Genomic DNA, 17,526 nt, shown 5'->3' with positions numbered 1-17,526 from the left:
CGGGGGCGTCGCTCCTACAAGGGGATGCCTGCTTTTTGTAGGAGCCCCGCCCTCGGGGCGATGGTGGTGGTGTGCGGGGGGCATCGCGACGGGGGCGTCGCTCCTACAAGGGGATGCCTGCATTTTTTGGGAGCGCTGCACTCGGGGCGATGGTGGTGGTGTGCGGGGCATATCGCGACGGGGGCGTCGCTCCTACAAGGGGATGACTGCATTTTTTGGGAGCGCTGCACTCGGGGCGATGATGGTGGTGTGCGGGGCATATCGCGACGGGGGCGTCGCTCCTACAAGGGAATGACTGCATTTTGCGGGAGCGCTGCCCTTGGGGCGATGGTGGTGGTCTGCGGGGGTTATCGCGACGGGGGCGTCGCTCCTACGGGGAGCGGTGCCCCTTGGGTCAGGGGGTGAAGGCGGAGTGGATGTCTTGCAGGGCGGTCAGGGGGTCGTGGCCGCTCAGGGCGTGCAGGCGCAGGCGGGACATCAGGTAGAGGTAGCGGGCCTGGATCAGGTCGCGGTGGGTGGTGGCCAGTTGTTGTTCGACGTTGAGCACATCGAGTTGGGTGCGCACACCGGCCAACACCGACTTGCGGGTGGAGTCGAGCAGCTGTTCATTCGAGCGCACGGCTTGCTCCAGGGCGCGGATTTTCAAAACCCCTTCGGTCACACCACGGTATTCCCGGTGGATGCGCAAACCCAAATCGCGGCGCATGGCCTCCAGGGCTTCTTCCTGGCGCAACTTTTCGGCCACGGCCTGGCGTTCAAGCGAGCTCACATAACCGCCTTGATACAGCGGAATCGTCAGCTGAAAACCGAGGGTCTTGTTTTCAAAGCTCGAATTCAAACGCGTCACGTTTTCGCTGCCACTGTCCGACCACTGCGCCACCGCGTCCAAAGTGGGGGCATGGCCAGCTTTGGCTTTTTGGATCTCTTTATCGGCTGCCTGCAAACGCGCTTGCAGCGACTTGACCTCGGGGCTGTGGGCCAGGGCTTTGTCCAGCCAGGCGTTCAGGTCCAGGCCCAAGGCGGGCAAGGCTTGCAAGCCGGTGGGGTGCAAAGACTGCAACTGCGGCACGGGCTGGTTGAGCAAAATTTCCAGCTGACGCCGCGTGTAGTCCTCGTTTTGACGCGCCTCCAACTCTTGCGCCAGCGCCATGTCCAAACGGGCCTTGGCATCGTCCATGTCGGTGCGGGTGCCGGTGCCCAGCGCCAGCGCTTTTTCGGCCGCCGCCAGCACGGTGGTGAACTGTTGCTTTTGGCTCAGCACCAGCTTGAGCTGCTCGCTGCTCATCAGGGCTTCGAAATATGCACCGCCCACACGCACCGACAGGTTTTGCAGCTCGCGCTCAAACACCGCCTCGGCCTCGCCCACCATGTCCGTGGCTTGCTGGTACTGGATGTACTTGGGCATGTTGAACAAGGGCTGGCGCAAAGACAGCGTCTTGTTGAAGCTGAAATAGTCGTCACGCGAGACCGACTCGCCCCCCAGCACCGTGTTGCTGGTGGTGGTGAGCCGGTTGCTGCTGCGTGCCCAATTGGCCGACACCGAAGGCAGCAACTGCGCCCGGGCCTGAGGCAGGCGCTCACGCCCGGCATCGAGCGCGGCACGCGAGGCGCGAATGGTCGCGTCTTGCTCCAAGGCCAGCTTGTAGGCGTCGAGCAAACCCATGGCCTGCGCCCCCAAACTGGCAGCGCTCAGGGCCAGCGCCCATGCGGTTTTTTGAAATGTCGTGCGCATCATTCTTCCTTCATCGAACCAGCCAAACGCTTGGTCAACGGGTTCAGCAAATACGTCAACATCGAGCGCTCGCCCGTCTTGATGACGAGTTCGACCGGCATGCCTGGCTGCAACTGGCGTGCGCCCAAGGTCTTTTTGCCTTCAGGCGTGAGCTGCAAACGGGCCAAAAAGTGCGCCATTTGTGGGTTTTGTGGATCGGTCACCAGGTCTCCCGAGATCGACAGCACCTGGCCCTCGACCACCAACTGGGGCGAATGCGCGAAGGTGTTGAAGCGCACATCGGCCAACAAACCCACACGGATCTTGTCGATCAAGTGCGGCGCAATGTGCGCCTCCAGCAACAGGTCTTGCTCTTGCGGCACCACATCCATCAGCTTTTGTCCGGGCTGCACCACAGCGCCCACCGTCTGCACCGCCAGGCCCATCACATGGCCTGCGGCGGGTGAGCGAATGTCGATGCGCTCCAGGTCTTGCTTTTGGGCCGCAAACTTTTCGGCATCGGCCTGCACTTCACGCGAGACCTCGGCCAACTGCGTCTCGACCTCTTTGCGGTACTCGGACGAACGGGCCAGCAAACGCTGGTTGAGCTCGGCAATCGAGCGGGTGGCGCGCAACGCCGTGCCCGACAAATCGGCCAGCGAGGCCTGCACATCGGCCACCTGCCGCTCAATCTCCATCTGGCGGTTGCGCGGGGCGTAGCCGTCTTTGACCAGCTCGCGCATGTTCTTCAACTCGTCTTGCAAAATGGCCAGCTGCTTTTGGCGCTGCGCCAACACCTCTTGCGAGGCATCACGCTGGGCCTTCAGGCCACCAATGGCCTCTTCCATGCCCTGCAAATCGGCCTGCAAAGCCTGGCGGCGCGACTCGAACAACTGGCGCTGGTTGTTCACCTGCGCCATGATTTGCGGGTCGCTCATGGCCTGCTGCACCTCGGGGCGGAACTCGATTTTGGCCAAGCCCCGCTGCTCAGCCTGCAAGCGGCTTTGCATGGCGCTCAATCCCACATAACGCTGGCGCACCGCCTCAAAATTGGCCTTGCTGACCGAGGCATCCAGGCGCATCAGCACCTGATCGGCCTTGACCTCTTGGCCTTCGCGCACCAACACCTCTTGCACAATGCCGCCCGTCAAGTGCTGCACCGACTTGCGCTTGGTGTCGATGGCCACCGTGCCGGCACTGGGCACGCCCTCGTCCAGCGGGGCCAGACCGGCCCACAGCAAAAAGCCGCCAAAACTCAGCGCCAACACCCACAAACCCTTGCGGGCAATGCCCTGCGTATCGGCCGAAGCCCGCAAAGCGTTTTCATCGCCAGGGCGCACCCACTGCGCATCCTCAACCCGCGAGCCCAACTGTTTGGATAATTTTTGATTCGACATCACCAGACCTCAAGATAAATAGTTAAGCCGACACACCGGCTGCAGGCGCAGAGGCGGCAGACAGTGCAGCGGCCTAGCGTTGTTCTTTCAGGGCCTGCAACACCCCGTCGCGGGGGCCGCTGGCCACCAGCTGACCGTCTTGCAAAAGAACCACCCGATCGGCCACCGACAACACCCCGGGGCGGTGGCTGATCAAGACCACATTGGCGCCTTTGCTTTTGAGCCAATGCATCGCGTTGAGCAAGGCTTTTTCGCCCTCGTCGTCCAAATTGGCATTGGGCTCGTCCAGCACCACCAGCGAAGGCTCGCCATACAAGGCCCGGGCCAGGCCAATGCGTTGGCGCTGCCCCCCCGACAAGAACGAACCCGCCTGCCCCATGGGCGTGTCATAGCCCTTGGGAAAACGCAAAATCATCTGGTGCAAACCGGCCGCCTCGGCCGCCGCAATCACCGCGTCCGAATTGACCTCGCCCATGCGGGCAATGTTTTCGGCCACCGTGCCATCGAACAGCTCGATGTCTTGCGGCAAATAACCCACATAAGGCCCCAAACTCTCGCGGGTCCAATCGGTGATGGGGCGGCCATCGAGCAAGACCCGGCCCTCGGGCAACAGGCCAATGCCCATCATGGCGCGGGCCAAAGTCGACTTGCCCGAACCCGAAGGCCCCAACACCACCGTCACCGTTCCCGGCAAGGCCACAAAGCTCACCCCATCGAGCACCGGCTTGGCACACCCCGGTAAACGCACCGTGACGTTTTCCAGGCTCAGCTGCCCCACCGGGCGGGTTTTGAGCACATCGGTGCGGCCCGGCGGCGACAGCTGCAGCAAAGTGCGCAAACGCTCATAGGCCTCTTTGGTGCTTAAAAAGTTCGGCCAAGTGCTCACCAGCAAATCGATGGGGGCCAAGGCGCGGGTCATCAACACATTGGCCGCGATCATGGCGCCCGGGCTGATCTCGCCCACCACCACCAACCACGCCCCCGCGCCCAAACTGAGCGACTGCTGCGTGTAACGCACAAACTTGCTCACCGCCGTCAAAACACCGGTTTTTTGCTGCGCATCGCCCGACAACAGCAAGGCCTTGACCTGCTTGTCGCGCCAGCGGCGGTACAGGCCATCGAGCATGCCCATCGACACCAACACATCCACATTGCGCAGCTTGGAGCTTAAAAACCCCTGCGTCTCGGACTGCGCCCCATTGGCCACACGCTGCGCCTCTTTGCTCAGGCCGTGGCCAAACCAGGCAATGCAGCCTTGCACCACGGCAAACACCAGCGCCAGCACCCCCAAAGCCGGGTGCAGCAAAAACAGCACTGCCACATAAATCGGCACCCAAGGGCTGTCAAAAAAGGCAAACACCCCATTGCCCGTGAGGAACTGGCGCAGCGCCGTCAAGTCGCCAAACGCCTTGGCCGGGGCCGAATCGCTGGGGTTGAGGTAAGCCAAAAACGTGCCCTTGAACACCCGCTGGCTCAGCATCTGGTCCAGCTTGACCCCTGTGCGCACCAACAACAAAGACCGCGCCCATTCAGAAAACGCCATCACCCCAAACAAAAACAAACAAATGACCGACACCACCAACAGCGTCATGTGACTTTGGCTGACCATGACGCGGTCGTACACCTGCAGCATGTAAATCGTGGGCGTGAGCATCAGCAAGTTGACCACCATGCTGAACACCCCCACCACCGCAAACTCGCGGCGCAAGCTCCACAACACGGCCTGCAACTCATCGCGCAACACTGGATTTTTGGGTTTCATCGACACACTCACGCTCCTTCTCCTGCCGGGGCAGACACCGCCGCCACGGGCGCAGCCGGGGGCACTTGCGGCGCGGGTGCGCCCCGCAACTTTTGCAACACATCGGCCGTGGGGCCAAACACCTGCTGCCCGCCATCGCGCAACACCAACATGCGGTCAGACACCGCCAGCACACTGGTGCGGTGGGTGATGACCACAAACGACGTGCCCTGCGCCTTGAGCGACGCAATCGCCTGGTTCAAGGCCAAATCGCCTGCCTCGTCCAAACTTGAATTGGGCTCATCGAGCACCACAAACACCGGCTTGCCATACAGCGCCCGAGCCAAGGCCACACGCTGACGCTGCCCGCCCGACAGCAAGCCCCCATCACGGCCCACGGGCGTGTTGTAGCCCTTGGGCAAAGCCTGAATAAAACCGTGCAAACCCACCCGCTGCGCCGCCTCTTGCACACGCACCATGTCCACCTCGCCAAAGCGGGCGATGTTTTCGGCCAGCGTGCCCTCCAGCAGTTCTACGCCCTGCGGCAGGTAACCCAAATACGGGCCCAACTCGGCCTTGTCCCACACATGCATGTCCACGCCATCCAGCCGCACCTTGCCCGCCGCCGGGTGCCAAATGCCCATGAGCAACTTGGCCAGCGATGTTTTGCCCGAAGCCGACGGCCCCACCACCGCCATCACCGAACCTGGCGGCACATCGAACTTGAGGCCGCTGAGCAAGGTTGTCGCCTGGCCGGGTGCCGAAGCCACCAAACCCTCGACCGTCAAATGCCCACGCGGTGCGGGCAAAGGCATGTTTTGCGCCCGCTCGGGCACCTCGGCCAACAAGGTCTCCAGCCGCTGCCAAGCTGCTTGCGCATTCACAATCGCGCTCCACTGCTGCACGATCTGCGTCAGCGGGGCCAACAAACGCCCGCCCAGCACCGAGCTGATGATCATCATCGCGCTGCCCCCATTGAGCTCGTTGCGCAACATGAACCACGCCCCCAAGCCCAACAACACCGAGCCCATCAACTGCTGCAACAACTTCGACGCCGCATTCAGCCCGCCCGCAGCTTCCGAGGCCTTGGCCTGAAAAGCCAAAAACGCATCCTGGCGCTTTTGCCACAGCCGCTGCACCGACGCCACCATGCCCATCGACTCCATGACCTGCGCATTGCGCAGCGAAGTCTCGGCATAGGTCTGGGCAAACTGCGACCGTCGCTGCGCCTCCAGCAAAGGCTGGCGCGAAACCTTTTGCAGCAACCAAGCCACCGAGGTCTGCGCCACGGCCCCCACCACCGCCGCCCAGCCCAGCCAAGGGTTGATCGCAAAAATCAAGAACATCGACACCAGGCCAATGGGCAACTCAAAAAACGCCGACAAAGCCGGGTTGTAAAAAAACTCCCGCACCGAGCGGAAATCGTTTTGCGCCCCAATGGCACCGGCCATTTGTTTGCGCTGAATGCCATCAAACATCGCGTTGTAAATGCGCTGCGACATCTTCAGCTCCAGCTGAATACCCACGCCCCACAACAGGCGCGAACGCAGCTTTTCCAGCACCTCCATCACCGCATAAGCGCCCAAAGCCACCACCGTCAGTGATGCCAAGGTCATCAAATTGCGGCTGTTGACCACGCGCTCGTACACCTCGAGCATGTACACCGTGGACGTGAAACCCAGCAGGCCAATGACCAAACTGAGCAACACCGCCGTTCGCCACGCCGGGGCAAATTGAGCCAGAGCCAACTTGAGCTCTGAGGGAGAAGAATTGGGCTTCATCAAGCAACCTCTACAGAAACGTAATCCGGAATCAAAGCGCCCGGGTCCAACACCACAGGCAGCTCGGCCGCCTGGTCAACCGGCTCCAAAGCCGACTCAGACGCCAACCAAAACGACAACACAAACACCCCGTCGGAGCCCCGACTGAGCACAATCTCGCGCAACTTGCCCTGCTCAAACAGCGCCAACTGCTCGGGCACCAAGGTCAACTCAAACTGCATGCGCCCATCCAGCGTGAACAGCGACAACTTGCCCTGCTTCAGGCTCAAGGTGTGGCGGTCAAAGTACACCGGGCAGGTCTCGGCAAAACGCAGCGAAGGCAAAGGCCGGTCGCCCATCTTTTGCACCTGAAACGGGCTGCTCGGGCTTTGGTAAATCAAGCGGGCCGTGCGCGACACCGCATAAATCGCGTTGCACACCATCTGCGAGCCCAGCGCCGGAAACTGATCGCGCAACGCCCGGTAATGCAAATGGTGCAAAGCCACCCGGTTCCACACCCGACTGCGCGACACCTCGGGCGCCAACTGGTTACACGCCTGCGAAAACACCTTCTGCAACGACAACAGCCGCTCAAATTGAGCGGCTGTGGTGTTCAGCGGGATGCGCAGAAAATTATTCATATAGGAAGATTATAGATACTCCTATATGAACTAATTTTCTATTTGATGTGTTTTTTTGTAATACCTGGGAGTGAATGGGGGTCTGCCCCCATTTTTGTGGGCGATGGTCTTCATGTCTTTGTGGGAGCCCCGGGCGATGGTCTGCTGCCTTTGTGGGAGCCCCGCCCTCGGGGCGATGGGTGGTGGTCTGCGAGGCTGATCGCGACGAGGGCGTCGCTCCTACAGGGGGCAGATCCCGTTTAATTGGGGTCAGATCCCAATTAAATTGCTAGATGCATCTAGCAAATGTCATCAATTCACTCATCCCCACCTTTTGGGGCTTCCAGCCAAAGGCCTGGCCAGCTTTTGTGCACAAACGCCACAAGCCTTGCGCATCATCATCACGCCCGAAAATTTCGCGCAGTTTTCCGACAACCCCTTAGGCTTTTTGCAGCAGGTGGCTTTGTCATAGCCATCCCCCCCTGTGGGCGAGGATTATTGTCTTTGTGGGAGCCCCGCCCTCGGGGCGATGGTCTTCTGGCTTTGTGGGAGCCCCGCCCCCGGGGCGATGGGTAGGGTGGTCTGCTAGGCTGATCGCGACGAGGGCGTCGCTCCTACAGAAAATTTAATGGGGTTCTAACCCCAATTTTTCACAACTTACAAATCAAATCAGCTCAGAAGCGGCTCGGAGTCTTTGTGCTGTTGTTGGTAAACCACCAAGCTCCAAAGCGTAGGCGAAATCTTCTGGGCTCGACTGAGGCTTTAAACGACGAGCTCACATCCGTTTAAAAGCGGATATGGCATTGACGGGGTCCAGATCCCATTGATTGATGATGAAGGTATCTGGATCAATGGCCTCAATACCGAAGACATCCAAAACGGTCGAAGGAAAATCTTTTAAATTCGAAGTCACGATGCAGTCAGCGTGCCCGGCAATTGCAGCAGCCAGGACATGCGTGTCGTCAGGGTCAGGCAGCTGGATTCCTTGCGCCAAAGACACCCATGCAGGCTCTGGAACTTCCCAGTCCAAAATAGCAAGACGCATACTGTCTCGGCGAACGTCGAGCCTACCCACTAAGTCTGGTCGCTGCCGCTCGATTGCACGAATCCATTCGAGTTCAATGCGCGTTGTCCACTTGGCAGAAAAAAAACCCGCCGTTGCCAGACTCAAAAGCGCATCTGTCATGGCCAACGGATACAAGACACACGCATCCAGTAAAGCCGTATATCGGGCATGGCCAGCCATCAGTATTCCAAACCCAACTCTCTTGCATTTTGAGCCAAACGCTCAAGAGCGCCGGCCTGCTGCCCACGCATCTTTTGCGTGTATGCCATCAAATCCTCCAGTGCAATCCTGCGATGCGTACCGACCTTTCTATGAGCCAGGCGACCGGCCTCCATCTCTTTGACAACAAACGGGCGCGAAACGTTCAGAAAATTAGCGGCCTCAACTGTTGTCAACTCTTGCTCTGTGGGCATCAACACCACCGGACGGCCTTCACTCATGGCACCCAACAACTGCCCTATCAACTTCAAAGCTGCTGGCGGTACCTCTACCGTCGGATGCTCACCACTGTCCGTTGTCAAAGTGATCGCTGCTGCGCGGGAATGGTCCAGCGACGCCATGATGCACCGCTGGGCCACGCGCACCATCTCCATGTCTTTGGCATTCAGTGGCGGAGGCGTTACCTCTCTCGCACGATCAATCGTCCTCATGACTTACTCCTGTTTTTTATCCTTAACAAGGTCAAAGATAGCACATCAAACGAAATAAACGCATCAAGTGCAACAGGAAAATCGACCCCTTGTTCATCCGACCTAATGATGTTTGCAGTGGCCGCAGCGTCCTCGCCGCGATGGTCTTTTGGCTTTGTGGGAGCCCCGCCCTCATCGTGACGGGTGGTGGTCTGCGAGGCTTTTCGCGACGAGGGCGTCGCTCCTACAAATACGCCCCTGAGGGCGATGAATTCTTGTCTTTGTGGGAGCCCCGCCCTCGGGGCGATGGGTGGTTGTCTTCGAGGCTGATCGCGACGAGGGCGTCGCTCCTACAGGGGGCAGATCCCGTTTAATTGGGATCTGCCCCACTACTGTCCGGAGATTTCTGGGAAAAGACAAAACTGGGCTTCAGGCTCCCCGGTTTCATCGTTTAGCAACTGCTCACCGAGCAGTTCGGCCAGCGGCTTGACCTCGAACAAGGACAAGCTGAGGACCTGCAAGATGGCGTGCATTGACCCCTCCAACGCGAGTCTTTTTTTGACAATGGCCACCACCACGTAGGTGCATACAGCGCACCAAATTTGGGTTTTGGCGGCGTTGGCGCTGGTGCCTACAAATGCCTTGATACGCAAGTTTTGTTTGATCCACTTGAAGAACAATTCGACCTGCCAGCGGCTTTTATAAAGCTCGGCAACGTGGCTCGCTGGCAAATCAAAATGGTTGGTCAAAAGCGTGATGTGGCGGGCTTGCTCGACAAGGTAGAACTCGATTCTGCGCAATGGCCATGTATAGGTTTTATGCGTTTGTTGCCCGGTCAGCTCGATGGACTCATCTGTGAGGATCACAAGGCTCGGGGTTGCAGGCGGAGTCGGTACGGAGTTAACGACGCGGTATTTCAATGGGTACTTGGAGCGCACGACAAAGAAGGCACCCGCATGACAAAAGCGCACGAGTCGTGCCATGTGAACGTAGCCTCTGTCCATGATGTAAAAACTGCCAGCCTCCAGGCGAAGATGGTCTAAAAAGGTTGCATCGTGCACGCGCGAACCTGTGATTTGAATGAAGGCTGGAATGTTGCCGCGAAGGTCGAGCAGCGTGTGCACTTTGACACCCGCACGGCCCTTGGTTGCAGGGGCCCAGTCAAACAAGCTCAGGCACAAATCGATGATGGTGGAGTCGATGGCATAAACACTCTGATCCAGGTCCAGCCCAAAAGCATCTTGGCCGTAAAGGCTGCGAGCAACACCGATGAGGTGCATGGCAAAGTCTTCAAAGATCCTGTAGTCTCGTCGCTCGTTGGCATCGGCCAAAGTGGAGCGAGCAACCTGGCTGCTAAACCAAGCTTGCCTTTGTGCATGGGCGCACCTCGCAAAAAAGCAAAGTGTGCTGCCAAGCAATGGACTATTCAAATAGATTTCGACTTGAAATCAAAAAAATCTATACAAATCATGAGGTTAGCGGCGGGGCCTGGAAAATCTCCGGACAGTAGTGGATCTGCCCCCAATTAATGACCCCAATTAACATTGGCGCAGGTTCATGTCGGGGCTAAAGCCGCCGACCTACGGGGACGGTCTTCGCAGGTCGGTGCTTTAGCGCCAAAGCGGTGTGCCTCACCGTGGGGCATCAGCCCCCAAAATGTCCAAAACCTGCTGCCCAGTCAGACCGGTGAACTGGCTAATTTGGGCCACACCCAGACCATTGGCGTGCATGGTGCGAACGATTTCGGCTTTCTCCTCAGCTTTGCCCTTGGCAATGCCCAAGGCTTCTCCCTCAGCTTTGCCCTTGGCAATGCCCAAGGCTTCGCCCTCTGCCAAGCCCTCTGCCTTGCCTTTTGCCTCTGCGTCTTCTAGCACCGTCAACTCAATTCGCGCTTTGTCGATTTGGATGTGGTAAGCCTCCAGCTCTTGCTCGGTAAAGGCCGCTGCCTCCACCAACTCCAGGGCCTGGGCAATGTCCGGGTCTTCGCGCCAGCTGGCGTCTGCGTCGACACCTTTGGCGGGACTCTCGCCCACTTCGCTCATGAAGCGCAGCCACTTGACCAGCATGCGCTTATCGGTGCGGCTTTGGGGCGTGAATTTGGGCAGTTCAATGAACACAAACTCCAGCCCCTCCAACACCCGCCGGGGCTCGTGCTGGCGCACGATTTGGTAGTGGTGGTAATACTCAGCCGTTTCGCGATCAAACACTTGGCTGGTCAGCGCCAAGGCATACACCGGCTGCAAGCTGGCGTAGCTGTGACCCGCGTGCAGCTGCTTCACATAGGCCTGGCTGGCAGAAAACAAAATGCGCTGCTCAAAGCTGGTGCTCCACAGCATTTGCATCTCCACGATGAAGGTGCGTCCGCGCTGGTCTTTGCACTTCACATCAACGATGGAGTTTTTGTACAAACCCGGCAGTTCGGGCACTTGCTCGGGCGTCAGGTATTCCAAGCTTTCAATCTGGCCATCGTCAGGCAAGGGCAGCAGCGCATTCAAAAAACTCCGCAACAAATGCTCATGCTCGCCAAACACGCGTTTGAAGACGAGGCCCACTTTAGGGTCGAGGTAGCGGGTGGGCATGGCGGTGTTTGAGGGGGGAAGATGTGATTTTATCGACCTCACCGTCTTTTGTAAGGGGTGGTTTGGCGCAGGTCCCTGTCGGGGCTAAAGCCGCCGACCTACGGGAGACCGAATTAATGCGAATCTGACCGCAATTTTTCAAACACGCCCCCGGGCGATGGTCTTTTGGCTTTGTGTGAGCCCTGCCCTCGGGGCGATGGGTGGTGGTCTGCGAGGCATATCGCGACGAGGGCGTCGCTCCTACAAACACGCACCCGCACCTAGGGCGATGGGTGGTGGTCTGCGAGGGTTTTCGCGACGAGGGCGTCGCTCCTACAAACACACGCCCGCCCACGGGGCGACGGGGGTGGTTTGCGAGGGTTTTCGCGACAAGGGCGTCGCGCCTACAAGGGGTTGGGGCTCAGCGGTAGCGTTGGTTCAGGTTTTTGAACTGGGACATGTCACCCACACTCAAAGTGCCACTTTCATTGCCGCTGACCACATTTTGTGGTTTGACAGCTTGTGCCAGTTCAGTGAAAAGCACCCCTAAGCCCAATGCACCCGAATAGTTGTAACCCCAAGACAAAACCTCACCTTTGCTGGTCAACGCATAACTGTTGGTGGCGGTGGCGCTGATCGCGACGATGTTGGCCAACGTGGATGTATCGGTCGCGTTGACCACAAAGGACGGCAAGTCACCACGGTCTATGGTTTTGCTGCCCCAGCCCAATTGGGGGTTGGATACGGGGCCCCAGCTCACAATCGAGCCATTGTTGGTCAATGCCAAGTTGTGGTTTTGTCCTGCCGCAATGGCTTTGATGTTGTTCAAATTGCCACCTTGCAACAGCGGTGCCTTGACCCAGCCTGGTTCAAAACCACTGTTGACGTTGCTGAAGGTATTTCCCCTGCCCAGTTGGCCGAATTGGTTGTTGCCCCAAGCCAAAACGTTGCCTTGTGCCGTCAAGGCCAAAGCGTGTGTGCTGCCGGCTGAAATGCTGACCACGTTTTGCAGCGGTGTTTTGGTCAGTGGATCATTGATGGGAGTGGCATAAGCGTATTGAGCGACAACGGAACCCTCGGCGTTGGGCAATTTCAAGCCCTGATTGGAGCCCCAGACATAAACCTCGCCCGAAGCTGTCAGGGCCAGTGTGTAGTTGTCCCCGGCACTGATCTGCACCACAGCAGTCAAGGGTGTGTTAGGGCCAACCATCACGACATTGGCATTGACAGAATTAAGGCCGCTTAAACCTTGACCTGAACCATTGGCCAAGCCCCATGAGTAGACCCGACCATCGTCGCGCAAGGCGGCGGCATTTTTCTGACCTGCTTGCACTTGGACCATATTTTTGAGGGCCACGTTGTCGGTGGCCGTGATGACCTTGCCAGTGCTGACACCGGCCGTGACCGTGCGCCCAAGCGTGGTGCCATCACCCCCCCATGAAACAACCTCACCGGCTTCTGACAATGCCAAGCTTGAAGCCGATGGTGAACCCAGGGCCAGACTGACTGTATTCAGCCTGATGGTGTTGAAGTTGGCCACAAAGAGTTGACCCACCAGCGGCTTAGGGCTGTCCGAATTGGGTATATTCGCATCGAATTGTGCCAATTTGCCCATGGCACCTGAGCCCCAGAGCAATGCCGTGCCTTGGCTGGGGTTGACTGCGAAGAGATTGGCCGCTTGCGATGTGGCTGGCAAGGCATGGCGTTGAGGAATTTGACTCACGTTGGCATTGGCGGCATGACCGGCAGAGCTCAAGACGCTGATTGTGTAGTTACCCAAACGCAATGCTTTGGCCCATGAGCAGTCAGAGGCCACCTCCAGGGCCTCCAAGTTTGTGCTCTGACAAGTCAATTTGCCGCCAATGGTTTGGCCTGCCTCACTTTTCAGGTTCACTTGGATGGGCGTTTGAACACGCCACTGCAGTTGGCTTTCACTCAACGATGCAGTTGTCAAACCGACGGTGGCGCAATTGATTTTGATCGCGCCCATGTTCACCTTGGCCACACCCGAGCCATTGGTGAAAACACACACCTGACCGGTGGGCTGTGATTGGACTTGCAAGTCAAAAACAGCCCCCGTGGCCAAATAGGGGCTGCCGCTGTTGAAAGCAAAGCTTGTTGCCCCACCGGGAATGCTGAGTGTGTTGCCAAGACCGTCCTGGACTGCAAGGCCACTGCCCAACAAGCCCTCTACTTGGCCGGCCAGGGCAAATGGCCCTGCCACAGTGCCACCGCCTGCATCACCCCCACCACCACCACCACCGCCACAGGCGGCTTGAAGCAAGAGTGCGCACAGAATCATGGAGGTTTTCAGCCAATTATTTCTGCTCATGGCGGGGTCCTTTCTGGGGGAAGTTGGAGGTGAGATCATGGGCACAAGCAATCCAAAAGACACATACAGTCCAAGGTCAGGATGAACATGTGTGTTTTGGATTGCAGCTGCCAATGCGCATTGGCTAGCGCCTGGTTGTATTTAGATCAGAAAAAACCCCCTCACCCGTGAGGGCAGGGGGTTCAGTCACAGGGCTAGTTCAGCTTGCGCTGAACGCCTGATTCCTTAGACGTTGAAGCTTGTGAAAACTTGCTCCACGCCAAAGTCCAAAGTGCCGATGACGCCAACTTCAGTGTCGGCAGCAGCACCGTTGTCTGTGTACACCGTTGCAACGTACGAACCGTCGTTGGTGGTGGACTCGGTCAACAACACGTACTTGTCACCGGCTACAAGCCCTGCGTATGTTCCCGATTGCACATCGGCACCACCTGTGTTGTCCACAGACCATGCCTTCAGACCGTAGCCCAAGAAGCTCACCATGTCTTTGGTGGCATCAAAGTTCACGATGGTGTCCACAGCGTCCTTGTCAAACAAGTTCTTGTAAACCACCACGTCTTTGCTGTCAGTACCTGTGCCAGTCACGATCACGTCGTTGCCTGCGGCACCTTCAATGATGTTGAAAGTCGCATTGGCGCTGTTGCTGCCGGAATAAACAGCATCCTTACCATTGTGGGCGAACTTGGCAGCGTAATCAGCGTTTGGTCCATTGACAGCGTTTGCCGCAGTATTGATTGCGGTAACCACATCCGCTTTGCTAGAACCAGCTGCAACGTAACCTGCAGTAATCAGTGCAGCCAACTCAACATCGCTGAACTCTGTGGCTTTTGCAGATGCAATTGTCACGGTCAAGTCAGCACCAGCAGTGGTGTCCACTTGTGTGCCGTCCACCAAAGAGGTAATCACCAAGGTGTTGGCAGGACCGTCGGTTGCCAACAAAAGCTTGCTCAAGACGGCATCGCTGTTGATGGCTTTCTTGATGGCTTGGTTGATTTGCAAATCAGACGTCAAGTAATTGGTGCTGTCGATGGTGACTGCTTTGCTGAAGCCTTGGTAGTCCACGGTGGCCGTGGCTTTGAACAATTTCAGCAACTGGTCATTGTTGTCAGAAACCAAGTTTTGAAGCGTACGTTCGAAAACAGGAGTAAGTGGTGCAGAAATAGCAGTCACCAGTGCAGCTGTTCCAGGCAGGGCAGTGAATGTCGCCACCGTATTACCAGCAATCGCCAAGTGCGCAGCCAAGGCTGTGTCATATGCGGCTTGTGCTGTAGCGATTGCAGCGATTGCAGCAGCTGAATCACCAGTTTGGTCCGCTGTATTCAACACCCAAACAGCCTTCTTGCCAGTGTTGTCGCTGTACACGGTGTCTGCACCTTCGCCTGCAGCGATGGTCCAGGTGCCTGCACCTTTGGCGCTGACGGTGTCGTCACCGGCACCGGCGTTGATGCTCAGGTTGCGGTTGAGGTTGCTGTTGATGAACCAAGCATCGGTTACAACGCCTTTGCCATCACCGATTTGCACGGTGACTTTGTCGTTGCCAGCGCCGGCACCGATGGCCATGCTGAAGTCTTCACGGGTGGTTGTGCCGCCAGCAGTTGCCAAGTTGGCTTTGCTGATGTTCAAGTTGAGCGTATCGTTGCCTGCACCGAAGTTGTAGGCAAAGTTGGCGTTGTCCTTGGCAGGGGCGTCGGTTGACTCGTCCTTGAGCTTCATGTACTTGGCCACGGACTCGTCGGACACGTGTGCGTTGAGCGTCACGTTGTTGGCGAAAGCTGATGCGTCGAAGTCACGAACGTCTTTGAGGGCGTTGGTGATGTCACCTTCAGTGTTGTGGTTACCGATGACCAGGTCAGCCTTGCTGCCGCTGGCCGATGTGACGACCACGGTTTGCAGAGTGTTGTTGGTGGACTGCAGGCTGGCCAAGCTGCTGAATTGCGTTGCATCGCCAGAGACTTTGACGTTGAATTTTTCAACGCCTTCTTCCAGGGTTTTGCTGCTGGAGAAGTCCCACTTGTTGTTGCCGTCCGTGGCCATGCCGCCAATGGTCAGGTCGCCGCCATCGCTGCCACGGCCGACTTTTTCGAGTTCAACATTGACGGTGATTTGTGACTTGGTGGTCACGGTGTCGGCCGTGATCACGGTTGCACCAAATGAGTTGTCGTCAGGCAAACCACTCGAAGCAATCCAGGCACCAGCGCCCTGCGATGTCAAGATAGAACCGGCCTTGGCAAAAGTGAAGGTGTCGGCTGTGCGCTGAACACCGTCACGCGAGTAGTAAGTGTATGCGCCAATGTTTTGCGTGAGCACCACATCGGTCAGGCCTTTCGCTGTCAAGCCCGCCTGGATCGCTGCCTTGAGGTCAGCATAAGTGGTGGTCACTGGCTTGTTGGCGGTGCCTGTGCCAATTGTGATTTCGTAGCTCACGCCGTCAATTTTGAAGCTCAACTTGTCGAAGGGGTTGAACTGCAATGGCTTGGCAGAATCGTAGCCTTTGGACACTTCCAACTGAGGGCTCAAAGCCACAGTCAGGGCAGCCGTGGCGGTGCCATTGCCGCGCAACAGGTAGTCGTTGTCGATCAACACAGCCATGTCGGATTCGGCGATGACCGCATCGTTACCGCTGTGGTCCATGCGCACGGTCAGGCTTTCTGTGAGGCGCTTGTTGGCGTACAGGCCGTCGTCTTTGAGGGTGTTGACGTTGGTCACCAACAGGGAAGCGTCGCTCTGTACGGAGCTGATGGTGCTCAGGCCATTCATGAACTTGGCGTTGACTTCGACCATCTTCTCATTGTTGCCAGTAGAGGCTGCTGTTGTCAGTGCCGTGAAGGACACTTTTTCAACCGCCACAGTTTCAGGCGCAATGGCAGTCACTGGACCCTGGTTCAGAGCGGAGGCTGCAATGATTTTGGCCGACAGGGTGTCTGTACCTGCACCGCCGTTGATTTGGTCACCGGTGGCCATCTGGTTGGTTTGTTCGCCGTTGTTGTTTTGAACCACGCGTGCGGTGAATGTGTCGTTGCTGGTGGTGCCCATGATGTTGTCGGCACCGGTGGTGAGGCTCAAAGTTTGCCCCATGCTGCTGCTGCCAGCGGACACTACCGATGTGACGGAAGCATCGAGTGCTGCTGCTGCGGTGGCTGCTGTCAGGGTAGCGGCATCAGACGTCACTGCTGCGAGGTAGGCGCGGGCTGGGGCGATAGCGGCTGCACCAGAGTACCCGATGATTTCGGCTGTGGTGTCGATAGCGGCAGTGAATGCCGAAGAAGCGGCCAGCTTGTTGGTCACAGCGAGTTTGTCGCTGTTTTGTGCGTTTTTCAGGATTTCCATAGCAGCGGCGGCCAAGGTCACTTCGCCCGAAATGATTTTGCCTGCCCAGTGGTTCAGGCCTGCGGGTTCTGCTTCGCGGTTGAACAGGTTCTTGTAGATCGTGTTGATCTGCTTGAAAGTGTCCATGCTGCCGAAGAACTGCTGCGATTCAGCCGATGCGCTGAACGAAGCAATGACCGAAGCTTCGCTGGCGTTGGCGAAAGTGAGCAAGCCCGCTGCGTCTGCAGGGCGGCCAAAGTAAGCCAAATAAGCTTGCTGAAGGAAAGATGTGCTAGCCATGAAAAGTCCTTTTGATGTGAAAAACGGATTTTTAACAACCGGGCGAGTGAATACTTTGAATAACTCATTTGCCAGTCAGTTGTATCCTTAAATATACCAGAAGACCTTT

The 17,526-nt window shown here is 57.7% G+C and carries 11 protein-coding genes; all 11 read right to left on the bottom strand.

The window, feature by feature from the left end; all coding sequences use genetic code 11:
• Positions 1-394 precede the first annotated feature (394 nt).
• On the bottom strand, positions 395-1,732 hold the full coding sequence (locus B9Z48_RS16595) for a TolC family outer membrane protein (RefSeq protein WP_108379900.1): 1,338 nt from the start codon (positions 1,730-1,732) through the stop codon (positions 395-397).
• Complete coding sequence (locus B9Z48_RS16590) at positions 1,732-3,108, bottom strand: HlyD family type I secretion periplasmic adaptor subunit (RefSeq protein WP_108379870.1); 1,377 nt, start codon at positions 3,106-3,108, stop codon at positions 1,732-1,734. The genes B9Z48_RS16595 and B9Z48_RS16590 overlap by 1 nt, the downstream gene beginning before the upstream one ends.
• Before the next feature lie 73 nt (positions 3,109-3,181).
• A complete protein-coding gene (locus B9Z48_RS16585; RefSeq protein ID WP_108379868.1) occupies positions 3,182-4,870 on the bottom strand; it encodes a type I secretion system permease/ATPase in 1,689 nt (562 codons plus the stop codon).
• 8 nt (positions 4,871-4,878) lie between these two features.
• On the bottom strand, positions 4,879-6,630 hold the full coding sequence (locus tag B9Z48_RS16580; RefSeq protein ID WP_108379866.1) for a type I secretion system permease/ATPase: 1,752 nt from the start codon (positions 6,628-6,630) through the stop codon (positions 4,879-4,881).
• Positions 6,630-7,250, bottom strand: coding sequence for a hypothetical protein (locus tag B9Z48_RS16575; protein ID WP_089963754.1), 621 nt, complete (start codon positions 7,248-7,250; stop codon positions 6,630-6,632). Before B9Z48_RS16575 ends, B9Z48_RS16580 begins: the two co-directional genes overlap by 1 nt.
• Before the next feature lie 754 nt (positions 7,251-8,004).
• Entirely contained in the window at positions 8,005-8,475 is a 471-nt protein-coding gene (locus B9Z48_RS16570; RefSeq protein ID WP_233261167.1) for a PIN domain-containing protein, read from the bottom strand.
• On the bottom strand, positions 8,475-8,945 hold the full coding sequence (locus B9Z48_RS16565) for a helix-turn-helix domain-containing protein (RefSeq protein ID WP_089963985.1): 471 nt from the start codon (positions 8,943-8,945) through the stop codon (positions 8,475-8,477). Before B9Z48_RS16565 ends, B9Z48_RS16570 begins: the two co-directional genes overlap by 1 nt.
• A gap of 368 nt (positions 8,946-9,313) precedes the next feature.
• Positions 9,314-10,342, bottom strand: a complete 1,029-nt coding sequence (locus B9Z48_RS16560; protein WP_255419496.1) for an IS4 family transposase — start codon at positions 10,340-10,342, stop codon at positions 9,314-9,316.
• A 213-nt stretch (positions 10,343-10,555) separates the two neighbouring features.
• Positions 10,556-11,503 carry an Rpn family recombination-promoting nuclease/putative transposase gene (locus B9Z48_RS16555; protein ID WP_108379862.1) on the bottom strand — a complete coding sequence of 316 codons (948 nt, stop codon included), beginning with the start codon at positions 11,501-11,503 and terminating at the stop codon, positions 10,556-10,558.
• Positions 11,504-11,903: 400 nt separating this feature from the next.
• The gene (locus tag B9Z48_RS16550) at positions 11,904-13,814 is read right to left on the bottom strand and encodes a hypothetical protein (protein ID WP_158273296.1); all 1,911 of its coding nucleotides are present in this window, start codon (positions 13,812-13,814) and stop codon (positions 11,904-11,906) included.
• 225 nt (positions 13,815-14,039) lie between these two features.
• On the bottom strand, positions 14,040-17,417 hold the full coding sequence (locus B9Z48_RS16545) for a DUF4214 domain-containing protein (protein ID WP_108379858.1): 3,378 nt from the start codon (positions 17,415-17,417) through the stop codon (positions 14,040-14,042).
• Positions 17,418-17,526 lie beyond the last annotated feature (109 nt).

The sequence above is a fragment of the Limnohabitans sp. WS1 genome, from assembly GCF_003063265.1.
Taxonomy (GTDB): Bacteria; Pseudomonadota; Gammaproteobacteria; order Burkholderiales; family Burkholderiaceae_C; genus Limnohabitans_A.
This window is presented reverse-complemented; position numbering and strand designations above follow the sequence as displayed.

What these genes read in the sequence shown, in the direction of transcription:
- B9Z48_RS16590 (WP_108379870.1), bottom strand. Translation starts at nt 3,108, where the DNA reads ATGTCGAATCAAAAATTATCCAAACAGTTGGGCTCGCGGGTTGAGGAT.
- B9Z48_RS16550 (WP_158273296.1), bottom strand. Translation starts at nt 13,814, where the DNA reads ATGAGCAGAAATAATTGGCTGAAAACCTCCATGATTCTGTGCGCACTC.
- B9Z48_RS16575 (WP_089963754.1), bottom strand. Translation starts at nt 7,250, where the DNA reads ATGAATAATTTTCTGCGCATCCCGCTGAACACCACAGCCGCTCAATTT.
- B9Z48_RS16595 (WP_108379900.1), bottom strand. Translation starts at nt 1,732, where the DNA reads ATGCGCACGACATTTCAAAAAACCGCATGGGCGCTGGCCCTGAGCGCT.
- B9Z48_RS16545 (WP_108379858.1), bottom strand. Translation starts at nt 17,417, where the DNA reads ATGGCTAGCACATCTTTCCTTCAGCAAGCTTATTTGGCTTACTTTGGC.
- B9Z48_RS16565 (WP_089963985.1), bottom strand. Translation starts at nt 8,945, where the DNA reads ATGAGGACGATTGATCGTGCGAGAGAGGTAACGCCTCCGCCACTGAAT.
- B9Z48_RS16580 (WP_108379866.1), bottom strand. Translation starts at nt 6,630, where the DNA reads ATGAAGCCCAATTCTTCTCCCTCAGAGCTCAAGTTGGCTCTGGCTCAA.
- B9Z48_RS16555 (WP_108379862.1), bottom strand. Translation starts at nt 11,503, where the DNA reads ATGCCCACCCGCTACCTCGACCCTAAAGTGGGCCTCGTCTTCAAACGC.
- B9Z48_RS16570 (WP_233261167.1), bottom strand. Translation starts at nt 8,475, where the DNA reads ATGGCTGGCCATGCCCGATATACGGCTTTACTGGATGCGTGTGTCTTG.
- B9Z48_RS16585 (WP_108379868.1), bottom strand. Translation starts at nt 4,870, where the DNA reads ATGAAACCCAAAAATCCAGTGTTGCGCGATGAGTTGCAGGCCGTGTTG.